We start from the raw sequence: 14923 nt of genomic DNA, 5'->3' as shown, positions 1-14923 counted from the left end.
ACACCGCCCCTTTGGGGAGCTGCTCACCGCATCGCAAAGAGGAACGCAGATGGACCGAATGGTCGCCACGAAGCCGCTCGATCGTATCGCGCTGATCGGTAACTTCCTGCCGCGCAAATGCGGGCTCGCGACCTTTACGACCGACACCTATAATGCGTTGCGCGATCGGTTTCCCGAACTGGCGGTCGATGTCTATGCGATGGACGACCGGCCCGGTGCCTATGACTATCCCCCCGACGTCACCCACGCGATCGATCAGAACGACCGTATCGCCTATCTCGACGCCGCCCGCCGGATCGAGGCTAGCGGAGCACAGGCAGTGTGGGTCCAGCATGAATACGGCATCTATGGGGGTTCGGCCGGCGAATATATCGTCGGCCTACTCGACCGGGTGAACGTACCCGTCGTCATCACGCTGCACACCATTCTCGAAACGCCCAATGCCGATGAGCGCCGCGTGCTCGAAGCACTGCTGCGCCGCGCTGCCAAGGTGGTGGTGATGGCCGACAAGGGTCGCGAGATCCTGATGCGCGTCCATGGCACCGATGCGCGCAAGATCGTGACGATCCCGCACGGTGTTCATGACCGTCCGTTCGTCGTGCCCGACACGATGAAGGGCCGCTTCGGCTGGACCGGGCGTCCCGTGATCCTGACTTTCGGCCTGCTGGCGCCCAACAAGGGCATCGAAACGATGATCGATGCGATGCCGCAGGTCGCGGCGAAGCATCCCGATGCGCTGTACGTCGTGCTGGGCGCGACCCATCCGCATCTGGTGGCGCATGAGGGCGAGGCCTATCGCGACCGGCTGAAGGCGCAGGCCGCCCGGCTGGGCGTGTCCGACAATGTCTGCTTCCTCGACGGCTTCGTCGAACAGGACGAACTGCTCGACTATCTCCAGGCGGCCGACCTGTACGTCACCCCGTACAGTAATCCGGCGCAGATCACGTCGGGCACGCTGTCCTATGCGGTGGGCGTCGGCAAGGTCGTGGTGTCGACCCCCTATGTCCATGCCACCGAGATCCTTGCCGACGAACACGGCGTGATCGTCGATTTCGGTGACGCCGATGCGTTCGCGCGTGAAATCAACGACCTGCTCGACAACGACCTGCGCCGCGACACGCTGGCGCTGCGGGCCTATGCCCGCGGTCGGACGATGCTGTTCCCGTGCCTTGCCGAAGCGGCGATGGTCGAGATCGAGCGCGCCGTCGCCGGCCGTCCCAGTCGGGTGCGGCCCAGCACCGATCTGACCGCGCTGACGCCCGACTTCGCCGCGGTCGAGCGGATGAGCGATGCGACCGGCATGTTGCAGCATTCGATCTATTCGGTGCCCGATCGCCGCCACGGCTATTGCATCGACGACAATGCGCGCGCGCTGATCCTGATGTCGCAGATCGACGATCTCGATCCGGTGCAGCGCGACAAATGGACTACGATCTACGCATCGTTCGTCCAATATGCGTGGAACCCCGACAAGCGTCGCTTCCGCAACTTCATGAATTTCGACCGGACCTGGTGCGAGGATGAAGGGTCGGAGGATTCGAACGGTCGCGCTTTGTGGGCATTGGCGATCACCGCCCGTGATGCGCATTCGCGCAAGCATCGCGACTGGGCGACCGCGCTGTACGAACAGACCGCGTCGATCGCGCTCGACCTCGGCTCGCCCCGCGCGCGGGCCTTCGCGATGCTCGCGGCGGTCGCGATGCTGGAGGTGACCCCCGGCCATGCGCTCGCGACCGAGATTGCGACCCGCTTCGGTGCCGAACTGGTCACCCTGCTCGACGCGTCGCGCCGGCCCGAATGGCAGTGGTTCGAAATCGTGCTGGCCTATGACAATGCCCGCCTGCCCGAAGCGATGATCCGCGCCGGCAAGGCATTGCAGCGCGACGATTACCTGAAGGTCGGGCTGGAAACGCTCGACTGGATCGTCGGCCAGCAAACCTCGCCCGAAGGTCGCTTCCGGGCGATCGGAACCGAGAGTTTCAGCCGGGCCTATGCTGATCCGCTCCCGTTCGACCAGCAGCCGCTGGAAGCGCAGGCGACGGTCGAGGCCTGCGCCGCCGCCTTCGAAGCCACCGGCGACCAGCGCTGGATGAACGAAGCGGTCAAGGCGTATAACTGGTATCTCGGGGCCAACGACCTCGACCTGCCGCTGGCGACCGTCGCCGATGGCGGCTGTTTCGACGGGCTGATGCCGACCGGATTGAACCGCAACCAGGGGGCGGAGTCGATTCTCGCGCTGCAATTGGCGTCCTGTGCCATTTCTGCCCTTTCAAAGGGCCGCGCATCCGTGGCAGACCCGCGCCGCGCCGTAGCCTGACCGGCTACGGTTTCGGCCGGGACTATTGGACGCGCGAATGCTGGATATCTACAACCACCCCATGCGGCTGTACGCCGATCCCTCGCGCGTGGTGGTGCGCCCGTTTCATATTGCGTGGCAGCGCAATGGCTCCGCCCCCAGCCGGACCGAACGGTTGGTCGGCGAAGTGCTGGCGATGTCGGCGCAGGAAACGCGCGCGCAACTCGAAACCGTGCTCAAGGATTTCGAGGCGCGGCATTGGCAGACGCGCCGCGTGTTCATGACCCGCTATGACGAGATCGAGACGGTGCTGGGCCTGAACGGCGCAGAGATCGGCGATGAAAAGCGTCAGTTGATCGGTGCCTATTTCTGTCACGAATATAGCTACGCCGCCGCCGCGCTGATGAACCCGAGCGCGGTGCCGCATTTCGACCAGACCGGAATGCCCGACGGGTCGCTGCGCATCCTGATGTCGCTGCGTGCGGTCGGCGAAGGCCATATTTCGTCGGTCGCGTTTCGCGAAGGCATCATCACCGACGAAAACGAACTGACCCTCGCGCCCGAGCCGCCCTTCGCCACCGCCGCCGACGCGATCGGTGAAGAGGACGAAGCGCCCGAGGGTGAGGTCACGGTGTTCCGCCACCGCGATTCGACGCTGTCGGGCACGGTCATCTTCCCGATCACGCAGGCCCAGTCGAAGGGGCTGGAGGACATGCGCCTCGTCCGCTTCCAGCATGACGACGGCAGCTTCGAATGGCTCGGCACCTACACCGCCTATAACGGATCGATGATCCAGTCCGAATTGCTGCGCACCCGCGATTTCCGCGCGTTCGATCTTGTGCCGATGACCGGCAGCGCCGCCCGGAACAAGGGCATGGGCCTGTTCCCGCGCAAGATCGGCGGGCAGTATATGATGATCGGCCGGCAGGACGGCGAGAACCTGTTCCTCATCAAATCCGACGAGCTGACCCATTGGGACGAGGGCGAGATGCTGCTCAAGCCCGTCTATCCATGGGAACTGGTGCAGATCGGCAATTGTGGTCCGCCGATCGAGATCGACGAAGGCTGGCTGCTGCTGACCCACGGCGTCGGGGCGATGCGCAAATATGCGATCGGTGCGGTCCTGCTCGACAAGGACGATCCGTCGAAGGTCATCGGCCGCACCCGCGACCCGATCCTTGCAGCGGCGAACGAGGACCGCGAGGGCTATGTCCCCAACGTCGTCTATTCGTGCGGCGCGATCCGCCATGGCGACCGGATCTTCATTCCATATGGCGTCGCCGACAGCTCGGTCGCCTTCGCGTTCGTGACGATCGAGGCGCTGCTCGGCGCGATGTAACGCGCCGTCGGTAGCGTAGTAAACCGGTTTGGCCCGCCAAGCCCTTCGGCGGCCGTCGAAGGGCTTGGCGATCCGTCTCACCGAACGGCTTGCACGCCGCCACGTCGCTACCGGTTCACAACCGGTGCAGCGCCTGTGTCGCGGTCCCCAGCACCGCCGCCCGCGCGCGCAGGCTGGCGACCAGAAAATCGATCTGTTCGTGCAGGAACCGCCGCGGCGTCGTGCCGAGCACCGCGTGCGAATCGCGCAGGAAATGCGACGCGCTGAAATAGGCCGGATCGATGCTCGAATAATCGATCTCGCCGCGCGACTCGATCAACGGGATCAACGACCGCAGGAAACGCGACCGGATCAGCAGCGTCTTGGGCAGGAAACCGAAATGCCGCCGGCATATCCGCCGCAGCACTTCGGGCGAGATATCCCATTCGCGCGCCGCCTGCGCCAGCCCGCCCGGCGCATCGTCGACGACCAGCCGGGCGATCCGCCGGATCAGTTCCTCGTCGGGACTGGGCGGCCCGATCTCGGCGAGCAGGAACCGGTCGAGGGCGGCCTTCACGCCATGTTCGTCCTCGACCGCCGACAGCGTCGCGACCAGCCGATCGGCGAACCCCGGCGACGCGGCATCGTCCAGCGGCACGATCCGGTCGGCATAGCGGTCGGCTCCTTCCACAAAGAACCGCGACCAGCCGAGCGCACTGACCCCGAAGCCGATCATGATTCCGCCATTGGTCAGCGTATGCAGCGCATGGCTGCTCGGCCCGCACAGGCTGGCCTGCGGCATCGGGTTGAATATCCGCCGCCCGATCGACACCGCAATCGGCCCCGCCTTCAACGTCACCCGGACATTGGCGGTGCCGGGCAGGAACCAGTTCTCCATCCCGATCGATGCCGGCCCGCTGGCGGCATAGAGGTGATAACCGGTCGTATAATCGGCCAGGGCCGGATCAGGCCGTTCGTAGCGGATCGCCATGCCGGGCGGCATCGCGAACAGTGCGGGAGGAATGTCGGGCGTCTCGGTCCCGCCGACGACCGGCCGCATCCCGGTCAACCGCGGAACAACCCGCCCAGAACACCGCGCAGCAAACCGCCGACGACGCCGCCGCTTTTCGCACGCCCGCCGCGGGTCGTGCCGAACACCTGCTTGCCGATTTCGTTGACGACGATCCGCCCCACCGCCGACCCGGCCGACCGGGTCGCCGATTGCGTGGCGCGGCTCCATGGATTGTTCGCCGCCTCGCGCTCGACCGTACGCGCCGCCTTCTCTTCCGCACGCGCCGCGCGGTCCGCCGCACGCTGTTCGGCGATGCGCCGGCGTTCGGCCTCTTTCGCCGCGCGCGCGTCTTCCTTTGCCTGCAACGCTGTTTCCTTGTCGGCGGCGACCTGTGCCTTTGCGGCGGCAGCGGCGGCGGCAGCTTCGCCGGCCTTGGCTCCCAACAGTTCTGCTGCCGATTCGCGGTCGATCGCGGTGTCGTAGCGGTCGCCGATGATATCGGTTTCCATCAGCACGCCGCGTTCGACCGGGGTCACCGGCCCGACCCGCGATCGCGGCGGCCGGATCAGCGTTCGCTCGACCGGGCTGGGCGATCCATCCGCCTGCAACACCGACACCAGCGCCTCGCCGGTCTTCAGTTCGGTGATCGCCCGCGCCACGTCGACGCCGGGATTGGCACGGAACGTTTCCGCCGCGGCCCGGATCGCCCGTGCTTCCTTGGGCGTGAACGCCCGCAGCGCATGTTGCACCCGGTTGCCCAACTGGGCCGCCACCGCATCGGGAATATCGACCGGGTTCTGCGTCACGAAATAGATGCCGACGCCCTTCGACCGGATCAGCCGCACGACCTGTTCGACCTTGTCGACCAGCGCGTCGGACGCATCGTCGAACAACAGATGCGCTTCGTCGAAGAAGAACACGAGCACCGGTTTGTCGGGGTCGCCGATCTCGGGAAGCGTCTCGAACAATTCGGACAACAGCCACAGCAGGAACGTCGCATACAGACGCGGCGATGCCATCAGTTTGTCGGCGGCCAGCACCGATACGATGCCGCGCCCATCGTCGCTCATTCGCCGGAAGTCAGCGAGGTCGAGTGCGGGTTCGCCGAAGAACCGGTCGCCGCCCTGGGTCCGCAATTGCAGCAGTGCACGCTGGATCGCGCCGACCGATTGCTTGCCGACATTGCCATAGCGGGTGGTCAGTTCGTCGGCGCGTCCGGCGACATGCACCAGCATCGCCTGGAGATCGTCGAGGTCGAGCAGCAGCAAGCCGTCCTCGTCGGCGACGTGGAAGGCGATGGTCAGCACCCCTTCCTGCACGTCGTTCAGGTTCAGCATCCGGCCGAGCAGCAGCGGCCCCATCTCCGACACCGTCGCGCGGATCGGATGGCCGGCCTCACCGAACAGGTCCCAGAACACGACCGGCGTGTCGCGATATTGCCAGTCGCTGTCGCCGATCGCGGCGGCGCGTTCGGCAAAGGCGGCGTGCGGCCTGGCGGTCGCGCTGCCCGCCATGGCGATACCCGACAGGTCGCCCTTCACATCGGCAACGAAGACCGGAACGCCGGCGGCGGAAAAGTTTTCGGCCAGACCCTGCAACGTCACCGTCTTGCCGGTGCCGGTTGCGCCTGCGATCAGCCCATGGCGATTGGCGCGTTTCAGGACGAGCGATTGGCGGACACCGGCCGCGGTCGCGCCTATGAAGAGTTCGGTGGTGTCGGTCATGCCCTGCCCCCTGTCGTGGCAGGATATTTACCGAGTTTGACGTCCACGTAAATCACGTGTTTTCCAAGAAAAAAGGGGCGGCGATCCCGATGACCGCCGCCCCCTTATCTTGAAGTCCGTTGAAAGTGCGCCGTGGCGCATTCCTACGACACTCGCCTTACCGCGAGTTTTCAACCGGCCTCTTACCGGTTGTCCACCGCGATCGCGACGAAGGCCGGCGGGACCGATCCGCCGGGACCGATCGGCTGAATCTGCAGCAACAGCTTGCGTTTCGCCACACGCGCCGCCGCGACCGCGCGGGCAAGCTCGGCCGACGACGTCACCGGCTGACGATCGGCCGACAGGATGACGAAGCCGCGCCGCAACTGTTTGGCCGCCGCATCGCTGTTCGGATCGACCGCAACGATCACGACACCACGCGTCGATGCCTCCAGCCCGAGCTGCCGTGCGATCGACGGGTTGAGCGGTTGCACCGCCATGCCCGCGGTCGCCGACAGGCTGTCGTTCGCCGGCGGATTGTTCGGTGCCTCGTTCGGGTCGAAACGTTCGTCCTGCGCCTGCAACTGCTCTTCCGACGGACGCGTGCCCAGCGTCACCGGAATCTGCTGGCGACGGCCATCGCGCAGGACGTCGAGCGTGACGCGGCTGCCCGGCGCTTCCAGCCCGACCAGATAGGTCAGCGACTGTTGCGGCGTGATTTCCTTGCCGTTGATCGCAAGCACCACGTCGCCGACGCGGATGCCGGCCCGTGCCGCCGGCTCGCCCGGCGAAACGCTGCGCACCAATGCGCCACGATCCTTGCTGATCCCCAGCGCGTTGGCGATATCCTCGCTAACGTCCTGCGGCCCGAGACCCAGATAGCCGCGCGCGACCGACTGGCCCTTCATCAACTTGTCGACGATCGGCTTGGCCTGCTCGGCGGGAATCGCGAAGCCGATGCCGATATTGCCGCCGGTCGGCGACAGGATCTGCGAATTGATGCCGATGACATTGCCCTGCATGTCGAACATCGGTCCGCCCGAATTGCCGCGGTTGATCGCGGCATCGGTCTGGATAAAGCGATCATAGGGTCCCTGACCCACGCGGTTCAGTGCCGAGATGATGCCGGCGGTCACCGTACCCGACTGGCCGAGCGGGTTGCCGATCGTCAGCACCCAGTCGCCGACCCGCGCCTGCCGCGAATCACCGAAGCGGACGAACGGGAAGTTCGGACCGTCGATCTTCAGCACTGCCAGGTCGGACAACGCATCGCGACCGATCAGCTTCGCCTTATATTCCTTCTGATCGGCCAGCGTCACGGTGATCGATTCGACCGTAGCACCTTCCGCGCCAGCCGAGACGACATGGTTGTTGGTGACGATATAGCCGTCGTTCGAAATCAGGAAGCCCGAGCCTAGCGACTGCGCCTCCTGCGTCCGGCCGCCACCGCCGCCGCCGCCGCGCCCACCGAAGAACTGCTCCAGCGGCGTACCCTGGAACGGGTTCGCCTGCTGCTGCACGGTGATACGCTGCGTGGTCGAGATGTTGACGACCGCGGGCGAAAGCCGGGTCACCATGTCGGCAAAGCTCATCGGCGCACCGGGGCGCGGTGCGGACATGGCGTTGATCGCACCGGGTTCATTCTGCGCGGTCTGCGCCCCCGACGGATTGAGCGTCAGGGTCGCGGCGGCGCCGCCCAGCAATAGAGCGGAAGTAATGGCGTAGGCGTAACGCACGTTTGGATGGTCCTCTCGAATTTGGCTCACGATCCCTTTGGGGATGAACCTGCCATTGCCTTGCTGAACGCGGTTTGAATGTTCGGCGGGGTTCTAGCGTTCCCGACCACCGAATTCGCGAAGATACCCGTTCTCGGGCGACAGGATGATCGACGTGCTGCCGCTCTGATTCGGTGCCCCGGCAAAGGTGGTGCGATAGGACTGCATCGCCCGCCAGAACGCGTAGAAATCGGCGTCCTTGCCAAAGCTTGCCGCATAGATGCGCGCGGCCTCCGCCTCGGCATTGGCGCGGACGACCTGCGCATCACGCTGTCCCTGTGCCGCGATCGTCGCCGCTTCCTGTTCCCGGGCCGAGCGCATCCGCGCCAGCGCCGATTCGAGCGGGCTGCCATCGGGCAGGTCGGCGTGCTTGATCCGAACGTCGACGATCTCCGCGCCGTACTGGCGCGCGGTGCGTTGCAGCGCGTTCTGGATATTGTCCATTACCGCGCCGCGCTCCGGGCTGAGCAGCGATGCGAACGGACGACGCCCCAGTTCGGCTCGCAACGCGGATGACAGCAACGGTTCCAACTGGTTGGCGACCCGCTCTTCGGTGTTGGCGGTCGACCCGGTCGAAATCACCGCCTGCAACGGATCGACGATGCGGAACCGGGCAAAGGCATCGACCTCCAGCCGCAACTGATCGGTCGACAGCACCGGCTGATTGTTCAGCTCGATGTCCAGCACCCGCTTGTCGATCCACACCACCCGGTCGAAAAACGGGATCTTGGCGACCAGACCGGCCCCGGTCCGCCCGAACGGCTGATCGGCGCGATACGGATTGAGCGTGCCGACCGGCTGCTGGAAGCGCAGGATCACTGCCTGCCGCGTCTCCGGCACGATCACGATCGTGCTGAAGAACAGGATGACCAGCACCAGCAGCGCGATGCCCGCCGCCATTGGATTGCGCAGCATACGACTCATCGTGCGGCTCCCGTCGGCTGCGCCTGCGGCGTCGGGGGTGCCTGCGGTTCGGGCGTCGCCTGTTGCTGGCGGCGCACTTCGGGCAGCGGCAGATAGGCCTGCACGCCCGGCTGAACGATCGTCTTGTCGGCGCGGTTCAACACCTGCTCCATGGTCTCGTAATAGAGCCGCCGCCGGGTCACGTCGGGCGACAGCCGATATTGTTCGTAGATCTTGTCGAATTCGGTCGCATCACCCTGCGCCCGCGCGATCACCTGCTGCGCATAGGCGCGCGAGCGGTTGAGGTTCGACTGCGCTTCCTGTTGCGCCGCCGTCACCGCCTTGAACGCGTCGTCGACTTCGGCGGGGGCGGCCGCCTTCTGGATGCTGATGCCCAGCACGCGCACGCCCGACTGATATTCGTCGAGCAGACCCTGCATCCGCGTCTGCACCTCGGCCTCGATCTCGCCGCGGCCCGAACCGATCGCCTGGGTCAGGTTCTTGCCCGCCACCGCGGCACGCATCGCGCTCTCGGCGACGGCACGCACCGTTTCCTTCGGATTCTTGATTTCGAAGACGTAATCCTCGGGCGACTTGATGTTCCAGCGCACCGAATAGGCCAGATCGACGATATTCTGGTCGCCGGTCAGCATCAGATTGGGCTGGCTGCCTTCGGGGAAAGATTCGGTGCGGGTATTCTGCACATCCTCGACCTGCACGCGCATGATCGGCGCGGGCAGGGTGAACTGGATGCCGGGGTTGAGCGTGCTGGTATATTTGCCGAACATGGTCACGACGCCACGTTCCTGCGGCCCGATCGAATGGAAGCTGGTGAAACCGATCCACACCAGCACCAGCGCCGCCACCGCCGCCAGCCACAGCCGCCCGGCATTGACCGGAAAGGACGGTCCGCCACCCGGCCCGCCGCTGCGCGCGCGCTTCAGAAATTCGTCGAGCGAGGTCGATCCGCCGATCCGGCTGCGCTTGCCCGCGGGCGGAAGCGACCAGGGATTGCGCGGACCGTCATCGCCGCCGCCGCCCGATCCGTTGCCGGAATCGCCGCCGCCGCCCCATGGGCCCTTGTCGCTCATCCCCAGCACCTGCGCGCGTCGGCGCCACCCCATGATCCATCGCATCCTTCCTTTATAGGGGGCCGCCCTCCCTTTTACAGTGGTAACGCGCTTGGGCGACGCTACATCGCGCCCATGACCGTATCTTCGACCCCCGCCGCCGCGCTCGACGCGTTGCTCGCCCCCGTCGCCGCCGGGCGGGCGACCGTGCGAGTGACCGGCGATCAGGCGAGCATCATCCTCGACGTGACCGGCCTGCCCCCGGCGGCGCGCGACGCGCTGGAGGCGGATGTCCGCACAGTGGCGCTGACCGCGCCCGGCATCGCCGGCGTCCGCGTGGCGCAGACCAGCGAGCGCGTCGCGCAGCGCATCGTCGCGGTGGCCAGCGGCAAGGGCGGGGTCGGCAAATCGACCCTCGCCGCCAATCTCGCCATCGCGCTCGCCCGTTCGGGGCGCAAGGTCGGCATGGTCGACGCCGACATCTATGGCCCGTCGCAGCCGCGCCTGCTCGGCGTCGACGGGATCAAGGCCGAGGCGCACGACAAGAAACTGGTGCCGGTCGCGACGAAGCTGGGCGTACCGCTGCTGTCGATGGGACAGTTGGTGCCGGCCGGACAGGCGATCGCATGGCGCGGGCCGATGGCGGCCGGCGCGTTGACCCAGCTGGTCGACGCGCACTGGGACATGGCCGACACGCTGGTCGTCGACATGCCGCCGGGTACCGGCGACGTGCAACTGACCATGATCCAGAAGCACAAGCCGGCGGGCGCGGTCATCGTCTCGACGCCGCAGGACCTCGCGCTGATCGACGCCACGCGCGCGATCGACCTGTTCGTCAAGGCCGGCGTGCCGATCATCGGCCTCGTTGAAAACATGGCCGGCTATGTCTGTCCGCATTGTGGGCAGGCATCGGACCCGTTCGGCAACGGCGGCGCGGAGGCGCAGGCAACGGCGCTCGGCATCCCGTTCCTCGGCCGGATCCCGCTGACGCTCGCGATTCGCAGCGCATCCGATGCCGGCACGCCGCCTGCGGCCGGGAACGGTGCCGAAGCCGATCCGTTCAAGGAGATTGCCGCACAAGTCGGCGACTGGCTGGCGAGAAACTGACATGCTCGACGACAACGGCATCCGCACCCTGCTGACCGAAGCACGCACCATCGCGTTGGTCGGCGCGTCCGATCGTCCCGACCGGGCGTCCTACGGCGTGATGGCGTATCTCCAGCGGCAGGGATATCGGGTGATCCCGGTGAATCCGCAGATCACCGGCGAGCATCTCCACGGCGAATTCGTGTTCCGCGACCTCGACCAGATCGGGGAACCGATCGATATCGTCGACATCTTCCGCAACTCGGCCGCTGCCGGCGAGGCGGTTGATGCCGCCATCGCGGCCGGCGCGAAGGCGGTGTGGATGCAGTTGGGCGTCGTCAACGACGCCGCTGCCGCCCGTGCGGAGGCGGCGGGCTTGCAGGTCGTCATGGATCGCTGTCCGAAGATCGAGATTCCGCGGCTGGGGGTCGCGGCGGTCGGTTAGCCTACCGCACCCAAACCCGTTCGGTTCGAGCAGCTTCGAGCTTGTCGAGAAGCGTCCGTCGAGAACGGCCTGCTTGGAGCAACCCTTCTCGACTACGGTACTCGAAAGGCTCGAAGCAAACGGATAGCGAGAGAGATCAGGGCAGGTTCAAACCCGCCCGCCCAAAACCCGCGCGAACAACGCTAGCATCCACCCCGTCGCGCTCACGAACAACGCCGGATCATAACGCGGCCCCTCATCGCGCAGGAAGGCGTGCTGCGCATTCACCTCATGCCATTCATAGGCCGTGCCTGCCGCCTCCAGCGCCTCGCGGATCGCCTGCCGCCCGGCATAGGGCACATGCGGGTCCTGCCGCCCCCACACGAACAGCATCTCGCCCGCGATCTCGCCGATCCGCGACAGACTGTCGTCGCAGCGCCCTGCGCCCAGCGTCGCGGAATGGATATCGGTCGGATAGAAACACGCCGCCGCCGCCACGCGGGCGTCGAGCGCGGCGCGATAGGCGAGATGCCCGCCAAGGCACACGCCCGCCACCCCGATCCGCCCCGAACACGCCGGATGGCTGCCGAGAAAATCGAGGACCCGCGTCGCATCGGCATCGAAGCCGCCAACCGGCTTGGCGAACTTCAGGTCGTTGCCGCGATCGGTGCCCGGCTTGTCATACGCCAGCACCGTGCCGGGCGCCTCATATTCATGATATACCTCCGGCACCGCGACGACATAGCCGTGCCCGGCGATGAACGCCGCCAGCCGCCGGATCGGCGCAGTCACCTGATAGATTTCGGAATAGAGTATCACGCCCGGAAACCGTCCTTCCGCCACCGGGCGAAAGACATGGGTCCGCATCACCCCGCCATCGGCGGTGGGAAGGTCGGCAAATTCGTCGCTGCGCAGGATCATGACCGCGCCGTGCCGCCGGCGGGATCGGCTGGCAAGGGGGGAATAGGATCGCCCGGCGAGGCCGCCACCAGTTCCAGCCGCTGCGGCACCGTGCCCATCTCGATCCCCTCCGCGCGGAAGCGGGTGAGCAGGTCGAGCAGGAGGTTGCTGCGCGCCCGATACGCGGCCCGCGGCGATTCGACATGCCCGAAACAGTTGAACGCGATCCGGTCGTTGACGATCGCGTCGATGAACGCGGCGGGGGCCGGATCGGTCAGCACCGCCGCTTCCCGGGCGAACGCATCCATCACCAGTTGCTGGACCGCCGCGGCATCAGCGGTGATCGGGACCGAAAACTGCACCTGTATCCGTCCCAGCGGGCTGGCCAGCGTCTTGTTGAGCACCGATTTGGTGATGAGTTCGGAATTGGGCACGATCAGCGTCGAATGATCGGCCAGCGTGATTTCGGTCGACCGCACGCTGATCCGCTTCACATCGCCTTCGTCGGTACCGACGCGGATGAGGTCGCCGATCTTGATCGGCCGTTCGGCGAGCAGGATCAGGCCCGACACGAAATTCTGGGTGATCGCCTGCAAGCCGAACCCGATGCCGACCGACAGCGCCGATAGCAGCAGCGCGATCCGTTCGACCCCGATGCCCAGCGACGCCAGCGCCCAGATCACCGCCAGCGCAATGCCGACATAGCGTGCGACGAGGCTGACCGAATTGCGTCCGCTGCCATCCAGCTCGGTGGCGGGCAGGTATCGCCCCTCCAGCCAGCGCATGAAGGCGCGCACCAGCGTCAGCCCGATCGCGAGTACCAGCACCGATCGCAGGATCGCACCCGGCGATATCGTTACCCCCCCGACCTGGATGCCCCGCGCCAGATCGCCGAGCCGGGTAAAGATGTCCGCCACGCCGCTGCCGCCGAACGGCAACAGCCAGAGCGCCAGCGCCAGCACCGCCAGCAGCACCCGCAGCACCCCCGACAGCAACACCCCGAACTGATCGACCGTGCCGCCGCGCAGGCCCAGTCCGCGGGTCAGCGCAAGGCCGAGCGGGCTCGATCGTTCGAACACCGTCGTCGCGACATCGTCGATCGCGGCCAGCGCCAGATAGACCGCCGCACCCAGCACCAGCGTCCACGCCGCCATCTGTCCGACCGACAGGCCGAACCCGATATACCCCGCCGCCAGCGCCAGCAGCGCGACGCCGGCGACGCACCATGCGAACAACGTGACGGCGGCCAGCCCGGTGCGCGCCGGCGCATCCTCGCCCGCGCTCGCCTCCGCCCGCAACCGGCCGATCGCGAACAATGCCCCCGCGATCAGCAGGATATGCGCCAGCGCCAGCACGGCGGCGGTCGCGGTCCGCGCGGCGGCAGTGGTCCCGATCGCGCTGTGCCCGGCATCGATCGCGATCGCGAAGCCGGCGAGCAGCGCCAGCAGAAACGAATAGGGTCGCAGCCGCGCCGCGACCGCATCGCCGATCGGTGCGATCCGCCAGCTCGGGCTGCCCCGCATCAGCACCGCGCCCAGCACCGAACTGGTGAAGCCGGTAAAGCCGATCGCGACCAGCCACTGGTCGAGCATCGCGCTCCAGCCCGGCGCGACCAGCCCGGCCCAGCGCAGCCCCGTCAGCACCGCCACGGCGGCGAGCAGCGGCGCGAGCGTCCCGACAAAGACCCGGCCCAGCGCATTGGCCGATCGCCGCACCCGCCGCCCCGGCGCACCTTCGATCAGCAGCCGCTGGCCGACCCGTCCGGCCGCCAGCCGCGCCGGTCCCAGCAACAGGATGGCGATGGCCAGCCCCAGCAACGCCAGCCACATCCGCCCCGGCGCGGCGGCGGCGACGGTGCTGACCTCGGCCGCGACGAACCGCTCGATCCGGTGCGCATCGCGCGGCACCGCCCGGAATATCGCGCTCCAGAAGGCCGGGGTCAGCGGCGAAGCACCGCGACCGAACCATTTCTGGCTGATCTCCGCCGCCTGTCCTTCCTGGATCTCGTCGATCAACTGCTGTGCCTCGACCGACAACAGTTTGGCGCGCTTCGTCGCCGAATCGATCGTGGTCCGCTGCCGTGCCAGTGCGGTCCGCTCGCTGCGGATCGCCGGGTCCTCGCCCGATGCCGCCGGCCCCAGCTGCGCCAGCCGTGCGTCGATCCGCGCCAGATCGCCGGTCAGTTGCTGCGCGGCGTCGAGGGTCGTCGCCCGCACGACCTGCGCCCTCGCCCGCAGCGCGGTACGGTCGCCCTGTTCCAGCTTCGTGTCGAGCGCCCCGTCGACCAGCCCCAATTCGCTGGCCGCACCGTCGAGCCGGGTGGTCACATCGCCGGCCGCCTGCGCCAGCGCCGGGATCGCCGTCACCATCAGCAGCAACGACAGCAGGGTTCGCAACATTGCCATCATGCCCCCGGCCTATCGCCATCGCGCCGCC

11 protein-coding genes are annotated in these 14923 nt (G+C 66.9%); 4 read left to right on the top strand and 7 right to left on the bottom strand.

Annotation, left to right across the window (positions count from 1 at the left end):
• Window positions 1–49: 49 nt before the first annotated feature.
• The gene (locus ASE50_RS03225) at window positions 50–2317 is read left to right on the top strand and encodes a glycosyltransferase family 4 protein (protein ID WP_156347261.1); all 2268 of its coding nucleotides are present in this window, start codon (window positions 50–52) and stop codon (window positions 2315–2317) included.
• Between the two features lie 37 nt (window positions 2318–2354).
• Window positions 2355–3635, top strand: a complete 1281-nt coding sequence (locus ASE50_RS03220; RefSeq protein WP_056395335.1) for a glycoside hydrolase family 130 protein — start codon at window positions 2355–2357, stop codon at window positions 3633–3635.
• A 115-nt stretch (window positions 3636–3750) separates the two neighbouring features.
• On the opposite strand, the gene ASE50_RS03215 is transcribed toward ASE50_RS03220, so the two are convergent.
• The 5 genes from ASE50_RS03215 to hflK form a co-directional block, all read right to left on the bottom strand.
• Entirely contained in the window at window positions 3751–4674 is a 924-nt protein-coding gene (locus ASE50_RS03215; protein ID WP_156347260.1) for a hypothetical protein, read from the bottom strand.
• A gap of 5 nt (window positions 4675–4679) precedes the next feature.
• The gene (locus ASE50_RS03210) at window positions 4680–6350 is read right to left on the bottom strand and encodes a helicase HerA-like domain-containing protein (RefSeq protein WP_056395327.1); all 1671 of its coding nucleotides are present in this window, start codon (window positions 6348–6350) and stop codon (window positions 4680–4682) included.
• Window positions 6351–6532: 182 nt separating this feature from the next.
• Window positions 6533–8065, bottom strand: coding sequence for a Do family serine endopeptidase (locus ASE50_RS03205; protein ID WP_056395326.1), 1533 nt, complete (start codon window positions 8063–8065; stop codon window positions 6533–6535).
• Between the two features lie 93 nt (window positions 8066–8158).
• The gene (gene hflC / locus ASE50_RS03200; RefSeq protein WP_056395321.1) at window positions 8159–9028 is read right to left on the bottom strand and encodes a protease modulator HflC; all 870 of its coding nucleotides are present in this window, start codon (window positions 9026–9028) and stop codon (window positions 8159–8161) included.
• Window positions 9025–10143 carry a protease modulator HflK gene (hflK, locus tag ASE50_RS03195; RefSeq protein WP_056395318.1) on the bottom strand — a complete coding sequence of 373 codons (1119 nt, stop codon included), beginning with the start codon at window positions 10141–10143 and terminating at the stop codon, window positions 9025–9027. The genes hflC and hflK overlap by 4 nt, the downstream gene beginning before the upstream one ends.
• 69 nt (window positions 10144–10212) lie before the next feature.
• On the opposite strand from hflK, the gene ASE50_RS03190 reads away from it, so the two are divergent.
• Both ASE50_RS03190 and ASE50_RS03185 read left to right on the top strand, forming a co-directional pair.
• Window positions 10213–11184, top strand: coding sequence for an Mrp/NBP35 family ATP-binding protein (locus tag ASE50_RS03190; protein ID WP_056395316.1), 972 nt, complete (start codon window positions 10213–10215; stop codon window positions 11182–11184).
• 1 nt (window position 11185) lies between these two features.
• Window positions 11186–11608 carry a CoA-binding protein gene (locus ASE50_RS03185; RefSeq protein WP_056395312.1) on the top strand — a complete coding sequence of 141 codons (423 nt, stop codon included), beginning with the start codon at window positions 11186–11188 and terminating at the stop codon, window positions 11606–11608.
• 147 nt (window positions 11609–11755) lie between these two features.
• Here the strand turns inward: ASE50_RS03185 and ASE50_RS03180 are convergent, their stop codons facing one another.
• Together ASE50_RS03180 and ASE50_RS03175 are read right to left on the bottom strand one after the other, a co-directional pair.
• A complete protein-coding gene (locus ASE50_RS03180; RefSeq protein ID WP_056395309.1) occupies window positions 11756–12508 on the bottom strand; it encodes a dienelactone hydrolase family protein in 753 nt (250 codons plus the stop codon).
• The gene (locus ASE50_RS03175; protein ID WP_056395306.1) at window positions 12505–14895 is read right to left on the bottom strand and encodes a DUF3772 domain-containing protein; all 2391 of its coding nucleotides are present in this window, start codon (window positions 14893–14895) and stop codon (window positions 12505–12507) included. The genes ASE50_RS03180 and ASE50_RS03175 overlap by 4 nt, the downstream gene beginning before the upstream one ends.
• Window positions 14896–14923 lie beyond the last annotated feature (28 nt).

Origin of the sequence: Sphingomonas sp. Leaf5 (assembly GCF_001421155.1) — a bacterium.
Taxonomy (GTDB): domain Bacteria; phylum Pseudomonadota; class Alphaproteobacteria; order Sphingomonadales; family Sphingomonadaceae; genus Sphingomonas.
The sequence above is the reverse complement of the archived record's forward strand: the minus strand, read 5'-3'. Positions and strand labels throughout refer to the sequence as shown.